Source organism: Nocardioides perillae, from assembly GCF_013409425.1.
Classification (GTDB): Bacteria; Actinomycetota; Actinomycetes; order Propionibacteriales; family Nocardioidaceae; genus Nocardioides; species Nocardioides perillae.
Genome location: NZ_JACCAC010000001.1, coordinates 2,840,660 through 2,864,701, shown reverse-complemented (window position 1 = coordinate 2,864,701; position 24,042 = coordinate 2,840,660). Strand labels below are relative to the sequence as shown.

Annotated in this window: 23 protein-coding genes and 1 pseudogene; 13 read left to right on the top strand and 11 right to left on the bottom strand. The window is 75.3% G+C overall.

The genetic code is table 11. The features are described from left to right. Window positions 1-80 precede the first annotated feature (80 nt). The 5 genes from infB to BJ989_RS13350 all read left to right on the top strand — a co-directional run bounded on the left by infB (window position 81) and on the right by BJ989_RS13350 (window position 6,373). Window positions 81-2,912, top strand: coding sequence for a translation initiation factor IF-2 (gene infB, locus BJ989_RS13370; protein WP_179518613.1), 2,832 nt, complete (start codon window positions 81-83; stop codon window positions 2,910-2,912). 111 nt (window positions 2,913-3,023) lie between these two features. Then, on the top strand, window positions 3,024-3,488 hold the full coding sequence (gene rbfA / locus BJ989_RS13365) for a 30S ribosome-binding factor RbfA (RefSeq protein ID WP_179518612.1): 465 nt from the start codon (window positions 3,024-3,026) through the stop codon (window positions 3,486-3,488). Further along, window positions 3,485-4,390: a tRNA pseudouridine(55) synthase TruB gene (truB, locus tag BJ989_RS13360; protein WP_179518611.1), complete on the top strand. Its 906-nt coding sequence runs from the start codon at window positions 3,485-3,487 to the stop codon at window positions 4,388-4,390. Before rbfA ends, truB begins: the two co-directional genes overlap by 4 nt. A gap of 25 nt (window positions 4,391-4,415) precedes the next feature. Further along, window positions 4,416-5,351 carry a bifunctional riboflavin kinase/FAD synthetase gene (locus BJ989_RS13355; RefSeq protein ID WP_179518610.1) on the top strand — a complete coding sequence of 312 codons (936 nt, stop codon included), beginning with the start codon at window positions 4,416-4,418 and terminating at the stop codon, window positions 5,349-5,351. Beyond that, the gene (locus BJ989_RS13350; RefSeq protein WP_179518609.1) at window positions 5,348-6,373 is read left to right on the top strand and encodes a hypothetical protein; all 1,026 of its coding nucleotides are present in this window, start codon (window positions 5,348-5,350) and stop codon (window positions 6,371-6,373) included. The genes BJ989_RS13355 and BJ989_RS13350 overlap by 4 nt, the downstream gene beginning before the upstream one ends. 20 nt (window positions 6,374-6,393) lie before the next feature. On the opposite strand, the gene BJ989_RS13345 is transcribed toward BJ989_RS13350, so the two are convergent. The 4 genes and pseudogenes from BJ989_RS13345 to BJ989_RS13330 form a co-directional block, all read right to left on the bottom strand. Next, entirely contained in the window at window positions 6,394-6,651 is a 258-nt protein-coding gene (locus tag BJ989_RS13345; RefSeq protein ID WP_179518608.1) for an HPr family phosphocarrier protein, read from the bottom strand. A 39-nt stretch (window positions 6,652-6,690) separates the two neighbouring features. Beyond that, entirely contained in the window at window positions 6,691-8,889 is a 2,199-nt protein-coding gene (locus BJ989_RS13340) for a PTS fructose transporter subunit IIABC (RefSeq protein ID WP_179519641.1), read from the bottom strand. A gap of 197 nt (window positions 8,890-9,086) precedes the next feature. Continuing rightward, a pseudogene (locus BJ989_RS13335) lies at window positions 9,087-10,025 on the bottom strand (1-phosphofructokinase family hexose kinase); the annotation flags it as partial. Beyond that, window positions 10,022-10,762 carry a DeoR/GlpR family DNA-binding transcription regulator gene (locus BJ989_RS13330; protein ID WP_246283442.1) on the bottom strand — a complete coding sequence of 247 codons (741 nt, stop codon included), beginning with the start codon at window positions 10,760-10,762 and terminating at the stop codon, window positions 10,022-10,024. The pseudogene BJ989_RS13335 and the gene BJ989_RS13330, both read right to left, overlap by 4 nt. 118 nt (window positions 10,763-10,880) lie before the next feature. Here BJ989_RS13330 and BJ989_RS13325 point away from each other — a divergent pair, with 118 nt between their 5' ends. The 4 genes from BJ989_RS13325 (at window position 10,881) to BJ989_RS13310 (ending at window position 16,987) form a co-directional block, all read left to right on the top strand. Beyond that, complete coding sequence (locus BJ989_RS13325) at window positions 10,881-12,626, top strand: phosphoenolpyruvate--protein phosphotransferase (protein WP_179518606.1); 1,746 nt, start codon at window positions 10,881-10,883, stop codon at window positions 12,624-12,626. Between the two features lie 120 nt (window positions 12,627-12,746). After that, window positions 12,747-13,022: a 30S ribosomal protein S15 gene (gene rpsO, locus BJ989_RS13320; RefSeq protein ID WP_179518605.1), complete on the top strand. Its 276-nt coding sequence runs from the start codon at window positions 12,747-12,749 to the stop codon at window positions 13,020-13,022. Window positions 13,023-13,365: 343 nt separating this feature from the next. Further along, the gene (locus tag BJ989_RS13315) at window positions 13,366-15,609 is read left to right on the top strand and encodes a polyribonucleotide nucleotidyltransferase (RefSeq protein ID WP_179518604.1); all 2,244 of its coding nucleotides are present in this window, start codon (window positions 13,366-13,368) and stop codon (window positions 15,607-15,609) included. Window positions 15,610-15,616: 7 nt separating this feature from the next. Continuing rightward, window positions 15,617-16,987: a M16 family metallopeptidase gene (locus tag BJ989_RS13310; RefSeq protein ID WP_343049364.1), complete on the top strand. Its 1,371-nt coding sequence runs from the start codon at window positions 15,617-15,619 to the stop codon at window positions 16,985-16,987. A gap of 27 nt (window positions 16,988-17,014) precedes the next feature. Here the strand turns inward: BJ989_RS13310 and BJ989_RS17210 are convergent, their stop codons facing one another. From BJ989_RS17210 to BJ989_RS13295, 3 genes are all read right to left on the bottom strand, one after another. Then, window positions 17,015-17,572 carry a hypothetical protein gene (locus BJ989_RS17210; protein WP_343049363.1) on the bottom strand — a complete coding sequence of 186 codons (558 nt, stop codon included), beginning with the start codon at window positions 17,570-17,572 and terminating at the stop codon, window positions 17,015-17,017. Further along, window positions 17,569-18,216 carry a transposase gene (locus BJ989_RS13300; RefSeq protein ID WP_179518603.1) on the bottom strand — a complete coding sequence of 216 codons (648 nt, stop codon included), beginning with the start codon at window positions 18,214-18,216 and terminating at the stop codon, window positions 17,569-17,571. The genes BJ989_RS17210 and BJ989_RS13300 overlap by 4 nt, the downstream gene beginning before the upstream one ends. Window positions 18,217-18,285: 69 nt before the next feature. Further along, complete coding sequence (locus BJ989_RS13295) at window positions 18,286-18,804, bottom strand: class I SAM-dependent methyltransferase (protein WP_179518602.1); 519 nt, start codon at window positions 18,802-18,804, stop codon at window positions 18,286-18,288. 160 nt (window positions 18,805-18,964) lie between these two features. Between BJ989_RS13295 and dapB the strand changes: the two genes are divergently transcribed. Then, window positions 18,965-19,705: a 4-hydroxy-tetrahydrodipicolinate reductase gene (dapB, locus tag BJ989_RS13290; RefSeq protein WP_179519638.1), complete on the top strand. Its 741-nt coding sequence runs from the start codon at window positions 18,965-18,967 to the stop codon at window positions 19,703-19,705. A 15-nt stretch (window positions 19,706-19,720) separates the two neighbouring features. Here the strand turns inward: dapB and BJ989_RS13285 are convergent, their stop codons facing one another. The 4 genes from BJ989_RS13285 to BJ989_RS13270 are packed head-to-tail and all read right to left on the bottom strand — an operon-like array spanning window position 19,721 to window position 21,904. Further along, complete coding sequence (locus BJ989_RS13285; protein ID WP_179518601.1) at window positions 19,721-20,032, bottom strand: AzlD domain-containing protein; 312 nt, start codon at window positions 20,030-20,032, stop codon at window positions 19,721-19,723. Continuing rightward, window positions 20,029-20,721 carry an AzlC family ABC transporter permease gene (locus tag BJ989_RS13280; protein WP_179518600.1) on the bottom strand — a complete coding sequence of 231 codons (693 nt, stop codon included), beginning with the start codon at window positions 20,719-20,721 and terminating at the stop codon, window positions 20,029-20,031. The genes BJ989_RS13285 and BJ989_RS13280 overlap by 4 nt, the downstream gene beginning before the upstream one ends. Beyond that, window positions 20,718-21,281 carry a GNAT family N-acetyltransferase gene (locus tag BJ989_RS13275; protein ID WP_179518599.1) on the bottom strand — a complete coding sequence of 188 codons (564 nt, stop codon included), beginning with the start codon at window positions 21,279-21,281 and terminating at the stop codon, window positions 20,718-20,720. Before BJ989_RS13275 ends, BJ989_RS13280 begins: the two co-directional genes overlap by 4 nt. Continuing rightward, a complete protein-coding gene (locus BJ989_RS13270; protein WP_343049362.1) occupies window positions 21,281-21,904 on the bottom strand; it encodes a DUF3043 domain-containing protein in 624 nt (207 codons plus the stop codon). Before BJ989_RS13270 ends, BJ989_RS13275 begins: the two co-directional genes overlap by 1 nt. Before the next feature lie 147 nt (window positions 21,905-22,051). Here BJ989_RS13270 and BJ989_RS13265 point away from each other — a divergent pair, with 147 nt between their 5' ends. From BJ989_RS13265 to htpX, 3 genes are read left to right on the top strand one after another with little or no spacing between them, the layout of a single operon-like run. Then, a complete protein-coding gene (locus BJ989_RS13265) occupies window positions 22,052-22,840 on the top strand; it encodes a PspA/IM30 family protein (RefSeq protein WP_179518598.1) in 789 nt (262 codons plus the stop codon). Then, the gene (gene pspAA / locus BJ989_RS13260) at window positions 22,837-23,115 is read left to right on the top strand and encodes a PspA-associated protein PspAA (protein ID WP_179518597.1); all 279 of its coding nucleotides are present in this window, start codon (window positions 22,837-22,839) and stop codon (window positions 23,113-23,115) included. Before BJ989_RS13265 ends, pspAA begins: the two co-directional genes overlap by 4 nt. A gap of 8 nt (window positions 23,116-23,123) precedes the next feature. Beyond that, window positions 23,124-24,035: a zinc metalloprotease HtpX gene (htpX, locus tag BJ989_RS13255; RefSeq protein ID WP_179518596.1), complete on the top strand. Its 912-nt coding sequence runs from the start codon at window positions 23,124-23,126 to the stop codon at window positions 24,033-24,035. Window positions 24,036-24,042: the final 7 nt, after the last annotated feature.

Below are 24,042 nucleotides of genomic sequence, written 5' to 3'. Positions count from 1 at the left end.
GTGCAACACCCCCACTAACGGCTCGACCAACCCTTCCCCCGGACCGCCGGGAGCCGGGCTCGGGCCACAGAAGGAGAAGCGTGGCCAAGACACGAGTCCACGAGCTCGCCAAGGAGTTCGGAGTCGAGAGCAAGTTCGTTCTCGAGAAGCTCAAGGAGATGGGGGAGTTCGTCAAGTCGGCGAGCTCCACCGTGGAACCGCCCGTCGAGATGCGGTTCAAGAAGCAGTACGGCGAGGAGCTCAAGGCCGCCGGCGGCGCCGCCCCGGCAGCGCCCGCCGCCCCCGCGCCCGCCAAGACCGCCCCGGCAGCCCCCGCGGCCCCGGCAGCACCGGCCGCTCCCGCGCCCAGCGGCGCCCGCCCGGGCCCGAAGCCGGGCCCGAAGGCCGCGCCCGAGGCGCCGGCGCCTGCAGCACCGGCCGCACCCGCGGCCCCGGCGGCGTCGGCCCCGGCGGCCCCCGCGGCCCCCGCGGCCCCGGCCGCCTCCTCGGGCCCGTCGGCCCCGCCCGCCGGCGGTGCCGCCCCGGGTGCACCGAAGGCCCCGGCGCCGCGCTCGCCCGCGCCTCGACCGGTCGGTCGCCCTGGTGCACCGCGCCCCGGCAACAACCCCTTCGCCTCGAGCCAGGGCATGGGTCGCCGACCCGCGCCGGCCCGCGGCCCGGCCGCCGACGGCCCCGGTGCCGCCGGTGGTGACCAGCGTCCGCCGCGTCCGCCGGCCGGTCGCGACGGCGGTGCGCCCGGGCGTCCGGGCATGCCGCGCCCCAACCCCGCGATGATGCCGAAGTCGCCGGCCGCCTTCGGCGCCGGTCCCGGCGGTCGTGCGGGCGCGCCCGGTCGTCCCGGCGCGCCCGGTCGCGGCGGCCCCGGCGGCCCCAGTCGCCCCGGCGCGCCCGGTCGCGGCGGTCCGGGTGGCGCACCCGGCGGCTTCGCCGGCCGCCCGGGAGGCGGCGGTCGCCCCGGTGGTGGCCGTCCCGGCCAGCGCGGCACCACCCAGGGCGCCTTCGGTCGTCCCGGCGGTCCCTCGCGCCGCGGTCGCAAGTCGAAGCGCGCGCGTCGTCAGGAGTTCGAGGCCATGGAGGCCCCGACCCTCGGCGGCATGCGCGTCCGCAAGGGCAACGGCGAGACCGTCCGCCTGCCGCGTGGCGCGTCGCTGACCGACTTCGCCGAGCGCGTGGGCGTCGACGCCGCCCAGCTGGTGCAGATGCTCTTCCACCTCGGCGAGATGGTCACGGCGACCGAGTCGGTCAACGACGAGACGCTGCAGCTGCTCGGCGAGGAGCTGAACTACGACGTCCAGATCGTGTCCCCGGAGGACGAGGACCGCGAGCTGCTGGAGTCCTTCGACCTGGAGTTCGGCTCCGACGAGGGCGACGACAGCGACCTCGTGGTGCGCCCGCCGGTGGTCACCGTCATGGGTCACGTCGACCACGGCAAGACCAAGCTCCTCGACGCGCTGCGCAACGCCAACGTCGTCGACAAGGAGGCCGGTGGCATCACCCAGCACATCGGTGCCTACCAGGTGGCGACCGAGGTCGACGGCGACGACCGCCGCATCACCCTCATCGACACCCCGGGTCACGAGGCCTTCACGGCCATGCGTGCGCGTGGTGCCCAGGCGACCGACATCGCGATCCTCGTGGTGGCGGCCGACGACGGCGTCATGCCGCAGACGGTCGAGGCGCTCAACCACGCCAAGGCCGCCGGCGTCCCGATCGTCGTGGCGGTCAACAAGATCGACAAGCCCGAGGCCGACCCGACCAAGGTCCGCGGCCAGCTCACCGAGTACGGCCTGATCCCCGAGGAGTACGGCGGCGACTCGATGTTCGTCGACGTCTCGGCGAAGTCGGAGCTCAACCTCGACAAGCTGCTCGAGGCGGTCGTGCTGACCGCCGACGCCTCGCTCGACCTGCGGGCCAACCCGACGCAGGACGCCCAGGGCCTCGTGGTGGAGGCGCACCTCGACAAGGGCCGTGGCCCCGTCGCCACGGTGCTGGTGCAGCGCGGCACGCTGCGGGTGGGCGACTCGATCGTCGCCGGCCCGGCGCACGGCCGCGTGCGCGCGATGCTCGACGAGCACGGCAACGAGCTGACCGAGGCCACCCCGGCCCGGCCGGCGATGGTGCTGGGCCTCTCGGCGGTGCCCGGCGCGGGGCAGAACTTCCTCGTCGTCGAGGACGACCGCACCGCGCGCCAGATCGCCGAGAAGCGCGAGGCCCGCGAGCGGGCGGCCATGCAGGCCAAGCGCCGCGTGCGCCGCACGCTCGAGGACTTCATGGCCTCGATGGAGAAGGGTGCGAGCCAGGAGCTCAACCTGATCCTGAAGGGCGACGTGTCCGGCTCGGTCGAGGCGCTCGAGGACTCGCTGTCGCAGATCGACGTGGGCGACGAGGTCACCCTGCGCGTCATCGACCGCGGTGTCGGTGCGATCACCGAGACCAACGTCGACCTGGCGGCCGCCTCCGACGCGATCATCATCGGCTTCAACGTCCGCCCGCAGGGCAAGGCGACCGAGATGGCCGACAAGGAGGGCGTCGAGATCCGCTACTACTCGGTGATCTACCAGGCCATCGAGGAGATCGAGGCGGCCCTCAAGGGCATGCTCAAGCCGGAGTACGAGGAGTCCACCCTCGGCCAGGCGGAGATCCGCGCTATCTTCCGCTCGTCGAAGATCGGCAACATCGCGGGCTGCATGGTCACCTCCGGTGTCATCCGCCGCAACGCGAAGGTGCGCCTGATCCGCGACGGCGCCGTGGTGGCCGACAACCTCGACCTGGCGTCGCTCAAGCGCGAGCGCGACGACGCCTCCGAGGTCCGCGAGGGCTTCGAGTGCGGTCTGGTGCTCCGCAACTACCAGGACATCAAGGAAGGCGACGTGGTCGAGGCCTTCGAGATGCGCGAGATCCCGCGCAGCTGATGCTCCACCGGGCCCGTCGCCCGCACCCCTGGGTGCGGGCGGCGGGCCCGCCCCGTCCTACCAGCAGCCCCGCTGCCCACCGGCAGCCCACCAGCAGCGAAGCGAGGAACGATGGCGAACCCCCGGGTGCGCAAGGTGGCCGACCGGATCCAGGTGGTCGTGGCCGAGATGCTCGAGCGGCGGGTCAAGGACCCCCGGCTCGGGTTCGTCACGATCACCGACGTGCGGATGACCGGCGACAACCAGCACGCGACGGTCTACTGGACCGTGCTCGACGAGGACACCGCCGAGGGCAGCGCGGCCGCGCTCGAGTCGGCCAAGGGCCTGCTGCGCTCCGAGGTGGGCAAGCAGCTCGGGATGCGTACCGTCCCGACCCTGACCTTCGTGCGCGACGCCCTGCCCGAGAGCGCACGGGCGCTCGACGACCTGCTGGCCCGGGCCCGCGAGTCCGACGCCGCGGTCGCGGCCGCTCGGGCGGGCGCGGTGCCGGCGGGTGACCCGGACCCGTACAAGAAGCCCCGCGAGGCCGACGACAGCGCCGACGACAGCGCCGACGACAGCGCCGACGAGGCGTGAGCCCGGGCGCACCGGAGGCGCCCGCAGGCCTGGTCGTCGTCGACAAGCCCGCCGGGCTGACCTCCCACGACGTCGTGGCGCGCGTGCGACGCCTGGCCGGCACGCGCAAGGTCGGCCACGCCGGCACGCTCGACCCGATGGCCACCGGTGTGCTGGTGCTCGGCGTCGGGCGGGCGACCCGCCTGCTCGGCCACCTGCTGCTGACCGAGAAGGCCTACGACGCCACGGTGCGCCTCGGGCAGTCGACGACGACCGACGACGCCGAGGGCGAGACACTCGAGCGCCAGGGTGCCGACGGGGTCGAGGAGCCGGCGGTCCGCGAGGCGCTGCGCGCCTTCGTCGGCGAGATCGACCAGGTCCCGACAGCCGTGTCGGCGGTGAAGGTCGACGGCCGCCGCGCCTACGAGCGGGTGCGGGCCGGCGAGCAGGTCGAGCTGGCCGCGCGGCGCGTGACGGTCCACGACCTCGCCGTGCACGACGTACGCCGGGTGGTCGGGGCAGACGGCGCCCCGTCCTGGCTCGACGTCGACCTCTCGCTGCGCTGCTCCAGCGGCACCTACGTCCGCGCGGTCGCCCGCGACCTCGGAGCCGCGCTCGGCACCGGCGGGCACCTCACGGCGCTGCGGCGCACGGCCGTGGGGGCCTTCGACCTCACGCAGGCGCACACGCTCGAGCAGCTGGCCGACGACCTCGCGCTGGTCGACCTCGCCACCGCGGCCGCCAGGACCTTCGCGGTGCGCCACCTCGACGCGGAGCAGGCGGCCGACGTGCGGGTGGGCCGCGGGCTCCTGCTCGACCTGGGGCAGGAGGGGCCCGTGGCGCTGCTGGCGCCGGGCGGGGAGTTCCTCGCCCTCTACGAGCAGCGGGGCCCCCAGGCGCGGGCGGTGGCCGTCTTCTGCTGAGCGGCGCGTGTGGGAGGCTCTGCGCGTGCGCACCTGGCGAACCCTGACCGAGGTCCCGAGCGACCTGGGCCGCACCGTGGTCACCATCGGCAACTTCGACGGCGTCCACCTCGGGCACCAGCACGTCGTCCAGCGCGCCCGCGAGGCCGCCGAGCGCACCGGCGCCGAGGCCGTCGTCGTGGTCACCTTCGACCCGCACCCGATCGCGGTGCTGCGCCCCGAGCACGCGCCGCCGACCCTCAGCACGGTCGAGGGGCGGCTCGCGCTGCTGGCCGAGGCCGGCGCCGACGACGCGCTGGTGGTCCCCTTCGACCGCGGCGTCGCCGCGTGGACGCCCGAGGAGTTCGTGCAGCGCATCCTGGTCGACGCGCTGCACGCCGCCGCCGTCGTCGTCGGCGCCAACTTCCGCTTCGGCCACCGCGCCGCGGGCGACGTGGCGTTCCTGCGCGAGGCGGGCGAGCGTCACGGCTTCGTGGTCGACGGCGTCGCGCTCGACGGCGGGCCGCAGGTGTGGTCGTCGACCTACGTGCGCAACTGCCTGGCCACCGGCGACGTCGAGGGCGCCGCCGAGGCCCTGGGGCGTCCCTACGCCGTGGCGGGCGAGGTCGTGCGCGGTGACCAGCGCGGTCGCGACCTCGGCTACCCGACCGCCAACGTGGTGCCCGAGGGCGTGACCGCCCCCGCCGACGGCGTCTACGCCGGCTGGCTGCACCGCCACGACACCGGTGAGCGGCTGCCGGCCGCGATCTCGGTCGGCACCAACCCGACCTTCGACGGCGAGCGGGAGCGGCGGGTCGAGGCCTACGTGCTCGACCGCACCGACCTCGCGCTCTACGGCGTGCACGTCGAGGTCTCCTTCGTCGCGCGGCTGCGCGGCATGACCCGCTACGAGGGGGTCGAGCCGCTGCTGGCCCAGATGCGGCATGACGTCGACCGGGCGCGGGAACTGCTGGTCCCGTGACCCCTGCCGACACCGGCGCCGAGACCCGCGCCGCCACCGAGGCGTGGTTCCTCGCCCACGGCCTGCCCTACTTCGTGCCCGAGGAGCAGGCGGCCGCGCGGTCCGCGCTGCGTCCGCGGCGGCTGCTGCCGCTGCTCCTGCTCACCGTCGTGCTCGCCGGCGCGGGCGGCTTCGCGGTCGCGTGGCTCGCCGGGCAGGCCAGCGCCGCCCCCGCGGTGCTGGTGACGGCCGGCCTGCTCGCCGGAGCGGCGTACGCCGTCACGGCGCTGCGGGCGCGCCCGATCCTGTCGTGGGCGGCCACCCGCACGGTGTCGAGCCTGCGCCACGCCCTGCGGATGGCCTCGCGCGCGCTGCCGCTGCTGCTGCTCTTCGTCACCTTCCTCTTCATCAACGCCGAGGCGTGGGAGCTGGCCGGCACCATGGCGCCCGGCGTGCTGTGGCTCGTCGTCGTGCTGCTGGCGGCGCTGGCCGTCGTCTTCTTGGTGGTGCGGCTGCCCGAGGAGGTCGACCGCGCCGACGACGCCGTCGACGACGCCTTCTTGCTGCGGGCGTGCGCCGGCACGCCGCTCGAGGAGACCTGCCGACGGCTGGTCGCCGACCGCGGCGTCGACCCCGCGGCGTACGCCGTGGTCACCGGCCCCGCCCGGCTCAACCTCGTGCTGGCGCTCGTGGTGATCCAGGCCGCGCAGGTGCTGCTGCTGGTCCTCTCGGTGCTGGTGTTCTTCCTGGTCTTCGGCTCGCTCACCATGACCGACGCGGTCCAGCTGGGGTGGACGGGGCAGGAGGAGGGCGACCTGGGCAACCTGCCCTACCTGACCAACGTGTCGGTCGAGCTCTTCCAGGTCTCGCTGTTCCTCGCGGCGTTCTCGGGGCTCTACTTCACGGTCTCCGCGCTGACCGACGACGCCTACCGCAGCCAGTTCCTCTCCGACGTGACCCGCCACCTCGAGCAGGCGGTCGGCACCCGGGCGGTCTACCTCGCGGCGTTCGGCACGCAGCCGGGGGAGCGGCCCGCGCCCTGAGCCGGGACGCCCGGGTGCCCTCAGGCGTCGAGGTCCTGCTCGACGAGGCGGGCGATGGCGGCGACGTCGTCCTCGGAGTCGCCGGACACCTCGACCGTGGCGCCCTTGCCGGCGCCGAGGGTCATGATCAGCAGCGCCGACGAGGCGTCGACCGGCTCCTCGCCCGGCAGGCCGATGAGCACGTCGGTGTCGAGGTCGGCGGCCGCCTCCGAGATGATGGCGGCGGGACGGGCGTGCAGGCCGACGGCCGAGCCGACGGTCACGGTCTGGGTGGGCATGGGCTCTCCTCAGGTGGTGGGTGTGGGTGGGTGCGGGGCTCAGGCGACGCGGGCCGCGGCGGGCTCGACCTCGCGGTCGGAGCGCCCCAGGGACTTGAGGGCGACGACCGCGGCCGTGGCGACGAGGGTGCCGGCGACCAGGGCGACGACGAAGCCGAGGACGCCGTCGACGGCGAACAGCACGAAGATGCCGCCGTGCGGGGCCCGCAGGCCGACGTCGAAGGCCTGGGCGAGACCACCGGTGACCGCGCTGCCGAGCATGATCGAGGGGATCACGCGCAGCGGGTCGGCCGCGGCGAAGGGGATGGCGCCCTCGGTGATGAAGGAGGCACCCATGGCCCAGGCGGCCTTGCCGTTCTCGCGCTCCGGCACGGTGAACAGGCGCGGCCGCACGACGGTGGCCAGCGCCAGTGCCAGCGGCGGCACCATGCCGGCGAGCATGACGGCGGCCATGATGCGCAGCTCGGGGGCGTCGGTCGCGGTGGCCGCGGCGCCGAGGCCGGTCGTCGCGAAGGCGTAGGCGGTCTTGTTGAGCGGGCCGCCCATGTCGAAGGCCATCATCAGGCCGAGGATCGCGCCGAGCAGGATGGCCGAGCCACCGGAGAGGCTCTCCAGGCCGTCCTCGAGGGCGCCGGTGAGGGCGCTCAGCGGCTGGCCGAGCACGACGACCATGACGAAGCCTGCCAAGAGCGTGGCGACCAGCGGGATGACGAGGACCGGCATGAGGCCCCGTGCCCAGGCCGGGACGCGCCAGCGCGAGATCCACGCGGCGAGCACGCCGGCCAGCACGCCGCCGATGATGCCCCCGATGAAGCCGGAGCCGGTGATGCCCGCGACCGCGCCCATGACGAACCCGGGTGCGATGCCCGGCCGGTCGGCGATCGCGAAGGCGATGTAGCCGGCGAGGGCCGGCACGAGGAAGCCGAAGGCGGCGCCGCCGAGCACGAACAGCAGCGCGCCGAGGTAGGTGAGCAGCGGGCCGTTGCCGAAGGCGCGGCCGTCCTCCATGACGTACGCCGTGGGGTCGGGCAGGTCGGCCAGCGAGCTGTTGAGCACGATGTGCGCAGCCGTGCTCGGCGTGGCCGCACCGTCCCCGATGGTGGACCCCAGCGCGATCTCGTAGCCCGCCAGGAGGAAGCCCAGCGCGATGAGCAGGCCGCCGGCCGCGACGAAGGGGATCATGTAGGACACGCCGGTCATGAGGACCCGGCGGGTGCGCCCGCCGAAGGACTCGCCGGTGCCGCCGGTGGCACGCGCGCCGTCGCCGCCCCCCGAGCCGGCCTCGACGCGGGCGCCGTGCGGGTCGTCGGCGACGCGCAGCGCCTCGGCGACCATGGCGTCGGCCTCGTCGACGGGCCGCTTGACGCCGGAGGAGACCACCGGCTTGCCGGCGAAGCGGTGCTTGTCCCGCACCCCGACGTCGACGGCGAAGATCACCGCGTCGGCCGCCGCGATCGTGTCGGGGGAGAGCGGGGTCGAGCCGGCCGAGCCCTGGGTCTCGACGGCGATCGCCACGCCCGCGCGGGCCGCGGCCGCCTCCAGCGCCTCGGCCGCCATGTAGGTGTGGGCGATGCCGGTGGGGCACGCCGTCACCGCGACGAGACGGCGGGTGCCGGTCGCGGCTGCGGAGGGGGCAGGGGCGGACGGCTCGGTCCCCGCGGTCCCGGCGCTCCCGGTGGGCGCCGGGGCGTCGCTGCCGCCGACCTGCTCGTCCACCGGGTGCTCGGGGTCGTGCTCGGCCTGCGCGGTCGACGCGTCGACCGCGGCCGCCTGCGCGGGCTTCGCGGGGGCGGCAGGTGCCGGCAGCACCCCGGCGACGAGGTCGACGACGTCCTGCGGCGTCTCGGCAGCACGCAGGCCGTCGGTGAAGGCCGGCTTGACCAGCGCGCGTGCCAGCATCGTCAGGATCTTGAGGTGGTCGGCGTCGCCGCCGGCCGGGGCGGCGATGAGGAAGGCGAGGTCGGCCGGTCCGTCCTTGGCACCGAAGTCGACCGGCGGCGCCAGTCGCGCGAAGACGAGGGTGGGCACCTCGACCGCCGCGGTGCGGCAGTGGGGGATCGCGATGCCGCCGGGCAGGCCGGTCGGCGAGGTCTCCTCCCGGGCGAACGCGTCGGCGACCAGCTGCTCGGTGTCGGTGGTGCGCCCGGCGTCGACGGCGACCGCGGCGAGGGCGCGGATGACGTCGTGCTTCTCCCCTCCGAGGTCAGCGTCGAGCCGGACGAGGTCGGTGGTGATCATGTCGGTCACGAAGAGGCTCCTGGTGCCGTGCGGACGGGGGTGTGGGCGGGGGTGCTGGCCGGGGTGCTGACAGGGGTGCCGGCGGGGGTGCCGGCGGAGGTGCCGGCGGGGTCGTCGGCGTGGCCCCCGGGTCGGTCGGTCGGGTCGGGGGCCAGGGCCGAGGCCCGGTCGTCGGCGGGCGGGCGCACGACGGTCGCGAGCCGCCGCACCGCGACCCGCTCGGGGTGCACCTGGTCGGGGCGGGGGACGGTGGTGCCGGGCAGCGCGGCCGCGGCACTGCCGTAGGCGACGGCGAGCGCGAGGCACCGCGCGGGTGCTTGCCCGCGCACGTCGCCGAGCAGGTAGCCGAAGAGGCTGCAGTCGCCGGCGCCGACGGTGCTGACGACGGTCGTGGGCGGCGGGGTCGCGTGCCAGGCACCGTCACGGGTCACCAGCACCGCCCCGTGGCCGCCGAGGGTGACGAGCACGGCGCGCACGCCGCGCGCGACGAGGCCGGCAGCCGCGTCCGCGGCCGCCTCGGGGTCGGACTCGAGCAGCTCGGGGTCGTCGCCGGTGAGCGAGGCGAGCTCGTGGCCGTTGGGCTTGAGGAGGTCGGGCGCGGAGTGCGGCAACCCGGCAGCCAGGGCAGCGAGGGGTGCGTCGCTGGTGTCGACCGCGACGGCGGCGACCCCGCCCCGCAGGCGGGCCGCGAGGTCGGCGTACCAGGTCTCGGGCGTGCCGGGCGGCAACGAGCCGGCGAGCACGACCCAGTCGGCTCCGCTGGCGCGCCGGCGCACGGTCTCCGTGAGCCGGTCCAGCAGCGCGGGCGTGGCCTCGGCGCCGGGGGCGTTGACCTTGGTGGTGGTGCCGTCGGGCTCGGTGAGCGTGAGGTTCACCCGCACGGGCCCGGCCGGGGGGACCGGGCGGCAGTCGACGCCTCCGGTGAGCAGCTCGAGGACGAAGGGGTCGTCCTCCTCCGCCGGCAGGACCGCGACCGACGGCACGCCCGCGGCGACGGCGGCGCGGCTGATGTTGACGCCCTTGCCGCCGGCCTGGGCGGTGACCGAGGCGGCGCGCAGCACGCTGCCGCGCTCCAGCGGCCCGGTCAGTGCCACGGTGCGGTCGACGCTCGGGTTGGGCGTCACGGTCAGGATCATGCGGTCACGACCTCCAGGCCGGCCTCGTCGAGTGCGGAGCGGGCGGCGGCCTCCACGCCCGCGTCCGTGACGAGGACGTCCACCTCGTCGAGGGTGGCGAAGCGGACCGCGGTCTCGCGACCCACCTTGCTCGAGTCGGCGAGCACGACGACCTGCCGGGCGCTGCGGACCATCGCGCGCTTGACCGCGGCCTCGTCGGTGTCGGGTGTGGAGAGGCCGTGCCCCGCGGAGATGCCGTTGGTGCCGACCACGGCGAGGTCGGCCCGCAGCGTGCCGAGGGCCGCGACGGTGGCGGCGCCCACCGCGGCGTGGGTGGTCTCGCGCACGCGCCCGGGCAGCAGGTGGAGGTCGACGCCACCGCGACCGGTCAGCTGCGCGGCCACGTCCACGGCGTGGGTGACCACGCTGAGCCCGTGCTGCTGGGGTAGCAGCTGGGCGAGGCGGGAGGTGGTCGTGCCGGCGTCGAGCAGCACGGTCGAGCCAGGCCCCGGGAGGTAGCGCAGCGCCGCGCGGGCGATCGCCTCCTTCTCGGCTGCGTTGGTGCGGTCGCGGTCGGCGACGCCGGACTCGATGACCCGCAGGGTGCCGGCGGGCACCGCACCGCCGTGCACGCGACGCACCAGTCCCAGGTGCTCCAGGGTCGACAGGTCGCGACGCACGGTCTCGGTGGTGACCCGGTAGGTCTCGGCGAGCTCGGCGACGGCGCAGCGGCCGCGGTCGGCGATGCGCTGGGCCATCGCCTGCTGGCGCTCCTCGGCGTACAGTGCGGGTCACCTCCTGGGCACGTCTTCGTTCGTGTTGTTCTATGCCCATTTGTGTTGACTGTCAAGGGGGCAGAGGGTCTACCGTGTGGCCATGGTCACCTCGGACACCCCCTCCGCAGCCTCCGACCCGCCGTCCCCCGGCGAGGGGGAGGCCCTGCACGGCACGCCCGTCGTCCCCGGCGTGGCCCACGCGCCGGCACTGGTGGTGCGCACCGAGGTCGACCCCGCGCGCGTGGCTGCGTTCGACGACGGCGCGCTCGACACCGACGCGGCGCTCCAGGCCTACGACGCCGCCGTCGAGGCCGTGGCCGACGGCTTCGCCGCCAAGGCCGCCCGTGCCTCGGGCGCCGCGGCGGAGGTGCTCACCGCCAGCGCCGGGCTCGCGCGCGACCGCGGCCTGCGCAAAGCGGTGCGCAAGGAGCTGGCCTCGGGCACCGGCCTGCTCGACGCGGTGGCCGCCGCGGTGGAGCAGTTCGCCGGGGTCTTCGCCGGGATGGGGGGCTTGATGGCCGAGCGCGTCACCGACCTGCGCGACATCGAGCGGCGCCTCGTGGCCCGGCTCGTCGGCGCCGCCGAGCCGGGGGTGCCCGTGCCGGACGCGCCGGTGGTCCTGGTCGCCGAGGACCTCGCGCCGGCCGACACCGCCGGGCTCGACCCCGCCCTCGTGCGCGCGCTGGTGACCGAGCGCGGCGGGCCGACCAGCCACACCGCCATCATCGCCCGGCAGCTCGGCATCCCCTGCGTGGTCGGCGTGGGTGGGCTGCGGGGCCCCGACGGCCCCGTCCCCGGCGAGGCACTGCTCGTCGACGGCACGACGGGGGAGGTGCGGCGCCGGCCGGACCCCCACGAGGCGGAGCGGCTCGTGGCGGCCGACGCGCAGGCCCGGGCCGCTTCGGCGGCGTGGTGCGGGCCCGGCCGCACCCGCGACGGGAAGCCCGTGAAGGTGCTGGCCAACGTGGCCGACGCGGCCTCCGCCGCGGCCGCGGCGGAGGCCCCGGTGGAGGGTGTCGGCCTGTTCCGCACGGAGCTGTGCTTCCTCGACCGAGCCGAGGAGCCCTCCGTGGCGGAGCAGGCGGAGGTCTACGCGGCGGTGCTGGCGCCTTTCGTCGGGCGCACCGTCGTGGTGCGCACGCTCGACGCGGGGTCGGACAAGCCGGTCGCCTTCGCCACGCTCGACGGGGAGGAGAACCCCGCTCTCGGCGTGCGCGGGCTGAGGCTGGCCGCGGGCAACCCGGGCCTGCTCGACCGCCAGCTCGACGCGGTCGCCCTGGCCGCCGAGCGCACCGGCACGGACACCTGGGTCATGGCACCGATGGTGGCCACGGTCGCCGAGGCGGCGGACTTCGCCGGCCGGGTGCGTGCCCGCGGGTTGCGGGCCGGGGTGATGGTCGAGGTGCCGAGCGCCGCCCTGCTCGCCCACCGGGTGCTCGAGCAGGTCGACTTCCTCTCGATCGGCACCAACGACCTGACGCAGTACGCGATGGCCGCCGACCGGATGGCCTCCGACCTCGCCCACCTCACCGACCCGTGGCAGCCCGCGGTCCTGCAGCTCATCGCGATCACCGCCGAGGCCGGACGTCGAGCCGGCAAGCCGGTCGGGGTCTGCGGCGAGGCGGCGGCCGACCCGCTGCTGGCGCAGGTCCTCGTGGGCATGGGCGCGACCTCGCTGTCGATGGCGGCCGCGGCCGTGCGGCCCGTCGGGGCGGCCCTCGGTGGCACCCACCTCGACGCGTGCGAGGAGGCGGCCGAGGCCGCGCTCGCGGCCTCGGACCCCGCCGGGGCACGTGCCGCCGCCCGGGCCGTCCTCGCGGAGTTGGGTGCCGCCGACCGCCGCTGATAGCCTCGCCCGGTTGCCCGCAGGGGCAGCACTGCCGTCACGACGGCCGCGGAACCAGAGAGCGCCGGGCACCACCGGGCCGGCGCGCCGCGCAACGGACAACCAGAAGAGGAGGCCCGCATGTCGATCGGCACCGACGCGGAGACCAAGAAGAAGATCGTCGCCGAGTACGGCGCGAGCGAGGGCGACACGGGTTCTCCCGAGGTCCAGGTGGCCCTCCTGAGCCACCGCATCTCGCACCTGACCGAGCACCTGAAGCAGCACAAGCACGACCACCACAGCCGGCGCGGCCTGCTGCTCCTGGTCGGTCGTCGTCGCCGCCTGCTGAACTACCTGCAGAAGACCGACATCGAGCGCTACCGCTCGATCGTCGAGCGCCTCGGCCTGCGCCGTTGACACCGCGAGAGCGGCCACCCTCGGGTGGCCGCTCTCGTGCTTCCGGGCCCCGCGGCGCGCGCACTTCGCGTGCGCACCCCACGCGCGTTAGTCTCGGAGCCGTGCGCCGGCCTCGCCGGCGCACCCCCAACTGAAGACCACACCAGGAGCGACCCGCACCGTCCGGCCCGGTCCTCGGTAGTGGCTCTCGGAGCCGCCCGCCCCACGGGGCCGGCGTGCGGCCGCGGGCCTCGATCGAAGACCGGCCCCCTCCCAGACCGGAGGGCACCTCGGCGGGTGCCACCACGCGCCCCGCCTCACCGGCGGGCGACGCGGCTCGCTCCGCGAGCAGAAAGGGACACCCTTGACCGAGGGACCCGTCATCTCCGCCGTCGAGACCGTGATCGACAACGGCGCGTTCGGCAAGCGGACCGTCAAGTTCGAGACCGGCCTGCTGGCCCGCCAGGCGGCCGGCAGCGTCACCGCCTACCTCGACGACGAGACCATGCTGCTGTCGGCCACCACGGCCGGCAAGCACCCCAAGGACCACTTCGACTTCTTCCCCCTGACGATCGACGTCGAGGAGCGGATGTACGCCGCGGGCAAGATCCCCGGCTCCTTCTTCCGCTCCGAGGGCCGCCCGGGCGAGGACGCGATCCTCACCTGCCGCCTCATCGACCGCCCGCTGCGCCCGACCTTCAAGAAGGGTCTGCGCAACGAGGTCCAGGTCGTCATCACCGTGCTGGCGCTCGACCCCGACGTGCCCTACGACGTCCTCGCGATCAATGCCGCCTCCATCTCGACCCAGCTCTCGGGCCTGCCGTTCTCCGGCCCCGTCGGCGGCGTGCGGGTCGCGCTCATCCAGGGCCAGTGGGTGGCGTTCCCGACCCACAGCCAGCTGGAGGAGGCCGTCTTCGACATGGTCGTCGCGGGCCGCGTCACCGACTCCGGCGACGTCGCGATCATGATGGTCGAGGCCGAGGCCACCGAGCAGACCGTCGACCTCGTGCACTCCGGCGCCACCGCGCCGACCGAGGAGGTCGTGGCCGGCGGTCTCGACGCCGCCAAGCCCTTCATCAAGCAGCTGTGCGAGGCGCAGGCCGAGCTCGCGAAGGAGGCCGCCAAGCCGGTCGCCGACTTCCCGGTCTTCCTCGACTACGAGGACGACGTCTTCGCCGCGGTCGAGGAGGCCGTGCGCGACGACCTGGCCGCGGCGATGCGCATCGCCGACAAGCAGGAGCGCCAGGACCGCACCGACGAGCTCAAGGACGGCGTGCTCGCCAGTCTCGGCGGTCGCTTCGAGGGCCGCGAGAAGGAGATCGGCGCGGCCTTCCGCTCGGTCAACAAGCAGCTCGTGCGCGAGAGCATCCTGCGCGACAAGGTGCGCATCGACGGTCGCGGCCTCGCCGACATCCGGCCGCTGCACGCCGAGGTCGGCGTGATCCCGCGGGTCCACGGCTCGGCGCTGTTCGAGCGCGGCGAGACCCAGATCCTGGGCGTCACCACCCTCGACATGCTCAAGATGGAGCAGCAGCTCGACACCCTCTCCCCGGAGAAGTCGCGCCGCTACATGCACAAGTACGTCTTCCCGCCGTTCTCCACCGGCGAGACCGGCCGCGTCGGCTCGCCGAAGCGCCGCGAGGTCGGCCACGGCGCGCTCGCGCGCCGCGCGCTGCTGCCGGTGCTGCCGAGCCGCGAGGAGTTCCCCTACGCCATCCGCCAGCTCTCGGAGGCCATGGGCTCGAACGGCTCCACCTCGATGGGCTCGGTCTGCGCCTCGACGCTGTCGCTGCTGCAGGCCGGCGTCCCGCTCAAGGCGCCGGTGGCCGGCATCGCGATGGGCCTCATCTCCGGCGAGGTCGACGGCGAGACCCAGTACGTCGCGCTCACCGACATCCTCGGTGCCGAGGACGCCTTCGGCGACATGGACTTCAAGGTCGCCGGCACCCGCGAGTTCGTCACGGCGCTGCAGCTCGACACCAAGCTCGACGGCATCCCCGCCGAGGTGCTCGCGGCCGCGCTGACCCAGGCCCGCGACGCCCGCCACGCCATCCTCGACGTCATGGCCGAGGCCATCGACGCGCCCGAGGAGATGGCCGAGACCGCGCCGCGCATCATCACGGTGCGCGTGCCGGTCGACAAGATCGGCGAGGTCATCGGCCCCAAGGGCAAGATGATCAACCAGATCCAGGACGACACCGGGGCCTCGATCTCGATCGAGGACGACGGCACCGTCTACATCGGCGCGACGAGCGGTGCCGCCGCGGAGGCCGCGAAGGCCGCCATCAACGCGATCGGCAACCCGACGATGCCCGAGGTCGGCGAGCGCTACCTCGGCACGGTCGTCAAGACGACCAACTTCGGTGCGTTCGTCTCGCTCATGCCGGGCAAGGACGGCCTGCTGCACATCAGCAAGCTGCGTCCGCTCGCCGGCGGCAAGCGCGTCGAGGCGGTCGAGGACGTCCTCTCGGTCGGCCAGAAGGTCCAGGTCTCGATCGCCGAGATCGACGACCGCGGCAAGCTGTCGCTGGTGCCCGTCGTCGACGAGGCGGAGGCGGCCGAGGGCGGCGAGACCCCCGAGGCCACCGAGGCCCCTGCGGAGGCGTGACGCTCCTGTGAGCACCCCCCGACACCCGGGGACGACGACCGGCCGGCAGCTCGCTGCCGGCCGGTTGTCGCTTCCGCAGCCCCTCGGCACCGCGCGCACCGTCGAGACGGTGCACGACGAGCACGGCCAGCTGACCTCCGTGGTGCGCCGCACCGTGCTGCCCGGCGGCCTGCGCGTCATCACCGAGCGGATGGCCGGCGTGCGCTCGGCCAGCGTCGGCGTGTGGGTCGGCGTCGGCAGCCGCGACGAGGTGCCGCGCCTCCACGGGTGCTCCCACTTCCTCGAGCACCTGCTCTTCAAGGGCACCCGCGACCGCTCGGCGATGGACCTCTCCGTCGAGCTCGACGCGGTCGGCGGCGAGGTGAACGCCTACACCGCGAAGGAGCACACCTGCTTCCACGCGCGCGTGCTCGGTCGTGACCTCCTGCTCGCCGTCGACGTCCTCGGCGACATGGTCACCAGCTCCCGTCTCGATCCCGCCGACGTCGAGGCAGAGCGCGAGGTCATCCTCGACGAGATCGCCATGCACGACGACGACCCCGACGACGTGGTGCACGAGCTGCTCGCGCTCCAGGCCTGGGGCGACTCACCCCTGGGCCGCTCCATCGCGGGCACCGAGGCCTCGATCGAGGCGCTCACCCGCGACCAGGTCGCGCGGTTCTACCGCCGCCACTACCGCCCGTCGCGCACGGTGGTCGCCGCGGCCGGCGACGTCGACCACGACGCCGTCGTGGCCCAGGTGACGAGCTCCTTCGGTCGCGGCGGCTGGCTGCAGGGCGACGAGGAGCCCGTGCTGCCCCAGCGCACCACGCGGGCCCGTCCGGTGCGCCCGGGAGAGCGGCGCGAGGTGCGCCCGCTCGAGCAGGTCAACCTCGTGCTCGCCGTCGGTGGCCTGACCCGCAGCGACCCGCGCCGCTACGCGCTCGGGGTGCTCAACACCGCGCTGGGCGGCGGCACGTCGTCGCGGCTCTTCCAGGAGGTGCGCGAGCGGCGCGGCCTGGCGTACTCCGTCTACTCCTTCGCCTCGCACCACGACGACGCCGGCCTGGTGGGCGTCTCGGCCGGCTGCCTGCCCGGCAAGTACGACGAGCTGCTGGCCACCGTGCGCGGCGAGCTGCGGCGGCTGGCCGAGGAGGGCCTCTCCGCCGAGGAGGTCTCGCGCGGGCAGGGCCAGCTCCGCGGCGGGCTCGTGCTGGGTCTCGAGGACTCCGGCGCCCGGATGTCGCGGCTCGGCAAGGCGGAGCTGGTCCACGACGAGCTGCTCGGGGTCGAGGAGGTCGTGGAGCGCATCGACGCCGTCGGCGTCGAGGAGGTCCGCGCGCTCGCGGCCGAGCTCTTCAGGCGCCCGCAGGCGCTCGCGGTGGTCGGTCCGGCCTGACGCGACCCGGCCGGTGCGGCACGCGGACTAGGGCCGCAGCAGGGTCGCGGCGCCTGCGCAGGCCACCGCCCACAGCACGCTGGCGAAGGTGCCGATGATGAAGCGCTCGGCCGCGCCCGGGCTGTCGCCGCTGCGCAGCTCGGGGTAGCGCCCCAGGCCCTTGACCGCCAGCACCACCGCGACGCCCTCCGGCCAGCCGCCCACCAGCGCCCCCGTCACCGCGGCCCGCTCGAGGCCGCCGATCCAGGCACCGCCGCGCAGCACCTCGCCGGCCCGTCGCACGGACGTGCGCTCGTCGTCGTCACGGGCGTCGACCAGCTCGAAGACCGCGGCGGTGACGGGTCCGCCCCCCACCACCGCCAGCACGGTTGCGAGGGCGACCGCGAGGTCGGGGACCACCCTTCCCTCCAGCGGGGCCCCGGGCACCAGCGCAGCAACGGCGCAGGCGAGGAGCAGCAGGCCCCCCGCGCCCGCGGCGAGCAGCGCGCGGGTGCGGGCCGGCAGCAGGGCCTGCCACCAGGCCGGCAACGCCGTCGCGGTGGCCAGGGCGAGCGCCGCGAGGGCCAGCCACTCCTGCGCGATCACCGCCGGCCCCCCGGGGCCACCACGTCGGGGTCGCCCTCAGCGCCTCCGTCGAGCAGGTCGGTCACGAGGTCACCCACCAGCCGACGGGCGCGAGCGCCCTCGACCAGTCCGGCGGCCTGCGCGCGCTGGCTGACCGCGGAAGGCGAGATGCCGAGTCGACCGGCGGCCTCGTCGTAGGTCAGGCCGGCGTCGACGAGGTCGGCGACCTCCCACCCGCGAGCGCTGCGACGCGCCAGGACCGCGGCCCACAGCCAGAGCACGGCCTCCAGGTGCTCGGCTCTGCGAGCGGCCGGACCGGCAGCGGGGCCGGCGACGCGCAGGTGCGCGGGGGAGGACTTGGCGCGGACGACCGCGTCGCGCGCGCGCAGGAAGGCGTCGCCCCGGCCGGCGCGGACGTCGAGGGGCAGTGGGAGCTCGACGTCCCCGATGCCGACCCCGAGGTGCCAGCCGCGGTCGCGGAGCAGCAGCTCGAGGACCCGGGTGACCGCCTCGGCGGAGTCGAGCACGCCTTGCACCTCGTCACCGGCGGTGCGGGCGAAGGCCCGGACCGTCGGGAGGTCGGCGAGCCGGCGCAGCAGGTCCGGGACGCGGTCGGCGGCGCGTCGGCTGCCGCGCTGGTCGAGCGTCAGGACGACGACGGGCACCGGACCTCCAGGCGTGGGACTGGGATGACCGTACAACAGGTCACAGGCTTGTCCGAGCAGTCTGAAGGCTCAAACCTTACGACCCACGACAGCGAGGACCGCGGGGGCGGCGTTCACCACGCTGCGCACCTCGAAGCCTCCGGCGTCGAGCGCCGCGGTGGCACCGTCGCGGATGGACGGCACCTGGTCGCGACGCGTCGCGTCGTAGAAGAGGTGGACGCCACCGCCGGGCAGCAGCCGCTCGTGCAGCAGCGCGACCTCGTCGGCGCAGTCGCGCACCCAGAAGAGGTTGACGCCGAAGGCGAAGACCTTGTCGAGGCGCTTCACCGGCACCCGCAGCGTCGCGAGGTCGATCTGGCGCACCGTGAGGCGGCCCGCGTCGACGTGCTGCTGGTTGCGCCGGCGGGTGCGGTCGACGCCCGACTCCGAGCGGTCGATGGCGAAGAGCTTCCCGCGCTCGAGGCGACCGCAGATGACCTCCGCCGCTGCACCCGGTCCGCACCCGATCTCCAGGACCGAGTCGTCGGGGCGAGGGTCCATGAGGTCGACCGCCCACCTGATCCGTGCCGGGACCGTCTGCACCGCCATGCGGACAGACTGCCACCTCGCGCCCGCCCCGTCAGTCACCCGCGCCGGGCGCGGACGTCCGGCCGCACGGCGGTAGGTTGGGCCGGTGACCCAGCTGCCCGACCCCGGCCCGGACGACCCGGCGAGCTCCGAGCCCGCGTCCCGCGACGCGGCCGACCCGATCCGCGTGGGCGTGCTCGGTGCCCGCGGCAAGGTGGGGCGCGAGGTCTGCCGCGCGGTGTCCGCCGCCGACGACACGGTGCTCGTGGCCGAGGTCGACGCCGACGGCGACCTCGACTCCCTCCTCGCCGGCGGTGCCGAGGTGGTCGTCGACTTCACCCACCCCGACGTGGTCATGGACAACCTGCGCTTCTGCGTGGACCACGGGATCCACAGCGTGGTCGGCACGACCGGCTTCGACGACGACCGGCTCGCGACCCTGCGCGGCTGGCTGGCCGAGGCGCCCGGCACGGGCTGCCTCGTCGCCCCCAACTTCTCGATCGGCGCCATCTTGATGATGCGGTTCGCGGCGCTCGCCGCGCCCCACGTCGAGTCGGTCGAGATCGTGGAGGTGCACCACCCCGACAAGGCCGACGCGCCGTCGGGCACGGCCCAGCGCACGGCCCGCCTGGTCGCCGAGGCGCGGCGCGCCGCCGGTCGCGGCCCCGGCCCCGACGCCACCACCACGTCCCTGCCGGGCGCGCGCGGCGCCGACGTCGACGGCGTCCCCGTGCACGCGGTGCGGCTGCGAGGCGCGGTCGCGCACCAGGAGGTCGTGCTGGGCGGGCTGGGGGAGACCCTCACCATCCGCCACGACTCGATGGACCGGGTGGGCTTCACCCCGGGCGTGCTGGTCGGGGTGCGCACGGTCGGCTCCCGCCCGGGCCTGACCGTGGGCCTCGAGGAGTTCCTCGACCTCTGAGGTCGCGCGGTGTCCTCAGAGCGCGCGCAGCAGTGCGGCGGTCAGGGCAGCGCCCGCCACGACGACGAGGAAGGGCGCCCGCAGGAGGAGGAGGGCGACCGCCACCGCCAGCCCGGCCGCCCGGCCGTCGAGCACCAGGCGGTCGCCGTCGGCGAGCACCTGCACGGCCACCAGCGCCGACAGCAGGGCGACCGGGAGCAGGTCGGCGACGCGGCGCACCCGCGGTCGCTCGAGCACGGCTCGCGGCACCGAGAGGCCGGCGACCTTGAGCGCGTAGCACCCGGCCGCCGTCAGGAGGACCGCGAGCCACAGCGCCGTCGCGCTCACGGCTCCCGCCCCGGCCGGCCCCAGGCCCCGACGAGGAGGGCCACCCCACCCGCGGCGAGCACCGGCACGCCCGCGGGCGTCCACGGCACGAGGCCGCAGGCGAGGGCGGCCGCGCCGAGTGCGACCAGGCGCGGGACCGTGCCGTGGAGCCGCGGCCACAGCAGCGCCAGGAAGGCGGCGCCGACCGCGGCGTCGAGGCCGTAGGCGCGCGGGTCTCCCAGGGCCTGCCCGCCGACGGCGCCGACGGCGGTGGCGAGGTTCCAGCACACGAAGACGGCCAGGCCGGTGACCCAGAAGCCGGCGCGGCCGTCGGCGTCGTCCACCTGGGCGGTCGCGACCGCGGTGGACTCGTCGATCACGAGGTGGGCGGCCGCGGCGCGCCGCAGGCCCGCCACCTCGAGGCGCGGCGCGAGGCGCAGGCCGTAGAAGGCGTTGCGGGCGCCGAGGAGCACGGCGGTGGCGGTCGCGGCGAGCACCGTGCCGCCCGAGGCCACCACCCCGACGAGCGCGAACTGCGAGGCGCCGGTGAAGACCAGCAGCGACAGCGCGCACGTCTGCAGCACGCTCAGGCCGGCGGCCACCGACACGGCGCCGAAGGACACGCCGTACAGGCCCGTGGCGACGCCGACCGCCACCCCGTCGCGCACGACCGGGCGACGCAGCGCCGACCGCACCCGGCCGGGGCTCACGCGGCTGGGTCGCCCAGGGCGGTGTGCAACCGCACCTGGCGCAGGGTGGCCCCGCCGGCCGCGCCGAGGTCGAGCTCGCGGTGGGCGGTGTCGGGTGCCCACCCGGCGCCCTGCAGGAAGGCGCGGCGCGCGTCGTCGTCGGCCGCGACCCAGTGCACGGCGCGGGTGAACCGGTCGGCGGCCAGCGTGTCGGCCGCGGCCTGCAGCAGGCGCGATCCGTGGCCGCGCCCGGTCTCGTCCGGGGCGACGACCAGCTCGGCGAGCTCCCCGTCGGCGACGGGGTCGCAGTCGGGGTCGGCCGCGGGCACGGTCACCGCGAAGCCCACCACCCGGGCGCGCTCGAGCGCGACCAGCACCCGGTTGCGGGCGTCGCCCGAGGCGGTCAGCGAGCGGTGCCACGCCGCGGCGACGCTCTCGGCGTCGGGCAGGTCGTCGGCCGCCACCCGCCCGGCCAGGTCGCGGGCCCACGCCCGCACCTGCACGGCCGCGACCGCGGCCGCGTCGTCGGCCCAGGCCACGCGGACCGACACGTCGGCGGTCGGCCCGTCGGGGCGCGCCATCAGCGGTAGTGCTCCGGCAGCTCCTGGCCGAGCTTGACCTGCGGCTTGGGCATCCGCAGGAAACGCACCTGCAGGGCGCGCACGACCGCGTAGTAGGTGGTGCCCTTCCACGACTCGTCGGGGAAGCGGGCCTTCAGCTGCCGACGCACCCGGAAGCGCAGCGCGACGCCGTCGGCCAGGGCCAGCAGGAGCAGCAGGGGCATCATGTTGGAGCTGGTCGTGACGAGGTAGGCGTTGCCGGTGAGGCTCAGCAGCAGGCTGAGGAGCAGCAGCGGCATCATCAGCTCGAGGAAGGTCAGGCGCGCGTCGACGAAGTCGCGCAGGAAACGCTTGACCGGGCCGCGGTCGCGGGGGAGCAGGTCGGCCTCGTTGCCCGTGCGCATGCCGCGGCGCACCCGCTCGCTCTGCTCGATGCGGGCGGCGCGGCGGGCCGCGGCGAGCTCCTTGCGGGTGCGGGGGGTGCGGGCGCGGGCCTTGCGGGCGGCCTCGGCCTCCTTGCGCGACGGCGTGGGACGCCCCTTGGCGCCGGGGCGCGCGGCCACCTCGGTGGCGGGGCCGGCGCCCGGGCCCGGGCTGGGGGTGGCGGGGGCCGCTGCCTCGTCGGACCTGCTGCGTCGGAACACGCCGCCAGCCTACCGGCGCTCGACCCGTGCGTGCCCCCGGCCGGTGGGGCGTGCGGGCTAGGGTGGCCCGGGAGGGGCACCGCGGAGGTGGTCCTCGCCCACCTCCGCCCACCGGCGCCCCGCGGGGACGAGACGAGGAGCCGCACCATGAGCCTCATGAAGCGCATCAGCCTGATCTTCCGGTCGAAGGCCAGCAAGGCGATCGACCGCGCGGAGGACCCGCGCGAGACCCTCGACTACAGCTACCAGCGGCAGGTCGAGCTGCTGACGAAGGTGCGCCGCGGCGTCGCCGACGTCGCCACCAGCCGCAAGCGGGTCGAGCTGCAGGTGACCCAGCTCGAGCAGCAGGCCGCCAAGCTCACCGCGCAGGCGCAGAAGGCGATCGAGGTCGGTCGCGAGGACCTCGCGCGCGAGGCGCTGACCCGCAAGTCCGCGCTCACCTCGCAGATCGGCGACCTGCAGGCCCAGCACGCCCAGCTGCAGGCCGAGGAGGAGAAGCTCGTCAGCTCCCAGCAGCGGCTGCAGGCCAAGGTCGAGGCCTTCCGCACCCGCAAGGAGACGATCAAGGCGACCTACACCGCGGCCGAGGCGCAGACCCGCATCAACGAGGCGGTCTCCGGCATCGGCGAGGAGATGGGCGACGTCGGCCTGGCGATCCAGCGCGCAGAGGACAAGACCGCGCAGATGCAGGCCCGTGCTGGCGCGATCGACGAGCTCATCGCCTCGGGCGCCCTCGACGACGCCACCGCGACCAACCGTGGCGACGACATCGCCCGCGAGCTCGACGCGCTCTCCTCGACCTCCGATGTCGAGGCCGAGCTGGCCCGGCTCAAGGCCGGCGCTCAGCCCCAGGCGATCGAGGCACCCGAGTCGGGCCCGATCCTGGCGGGCGAGGCCCAGGCGCAGCCCGTCGCCGACGAGGAGGGCCGGTCGTGATCGTCCGCATCCTCGGCGAGGGCCAGCTCGACGTGCCCGAGACCGCGCTCGACCGCCTCAACGAGCTCGACGGGGCCGTGGAGCGCGCGGTCGAGGCGGGCGACGAGGCCGCCTTCACCGCGGCGCTCGCGGCGCTGCTCGACGGCGTCCGCGAGGTGGGCGTCGCCCACCCCGCCGACAGCCTCGACGAGTCCGACCTGATCCTGCCGCCCGCCGACGCGACGCTCGACGAGGTCCGCGAGATGCTCGGCGACGACGGCCTGGTCCCGGGCTGAGGGGCGCCGTGGCCCGCTCACGCTTCGTCGGCGACCGTGGTCTCACGGCCCGGATGACGCTCACGCTCTTCCTGCTCGGGGCGCTCTTCGTCGGCTTCGTCGTGGTGCTCATGTCGCTCTTCCGCGGGTTGGCGCCGCTCATCGCCCTGGCCGGCATCGGGGTCGCCGCCTACCAGTGGTGGAGCTCCGACAAGGTCGCGATGCGGGCGATGCGCGCCCGCGAGGTCACCCCCCAGGAGGCCCCCGAGCTGCACGGCATGGTCGACCGGCTCTGCGCCCTCGCCGACATGCCCAAGCCCCGCGTCGGCGTGGCCGACAGCCCGCTGCCCAACGCCTTCGCCACCGGCCGCTCGCCCGACCGTGCGGTGGTCGTGGTGACGACCGGCATCCTGCGCACCCTCGACGCCGAGGAGCTCGAGGCGGTGCTCGCCCACGAGCTGGCCCACGTCGCCCACCGCGACGTCGCGGTCATGACGCTCGCCGCGTCGGCCGGCATCACGGCCGGCCTGCTGACGCAGGGCGCCCAGTACGGCGCGTTCTTCGGCGGCGGCAACCGGCGCGACAACGGCGGGGCGCCGTTCTGGGTGGTCGCCCTCGTCGTGAGCCTCGTGGTCTACGCCGTGAGCTTCTTCCTGACCCGGCTGCTCTCGCGCTACCGCGAGCTGTCGGCCGACCGCGCCGGCGCCTACCTCACGATGCGGCCGGCGGCGCTCGCGTCCGCGCTGCAGAAGATCGCCGGCGGCATCGAGGCGACGCCCACCCGCGACCTGCGGGCGGCCCAGCCGATGAACGCCTTCTTCATCGCCCCGGCGGTGCGCGGGGTCGGCCTGCAGGGCCTCACCTCCACCCACCCGTCGCTCGAGCAGCGCCTGGAGCAGCTCGCGCGCATCCAGACCGAGCTCGGTCGGCCGCAGGGCTAGGGGCGCG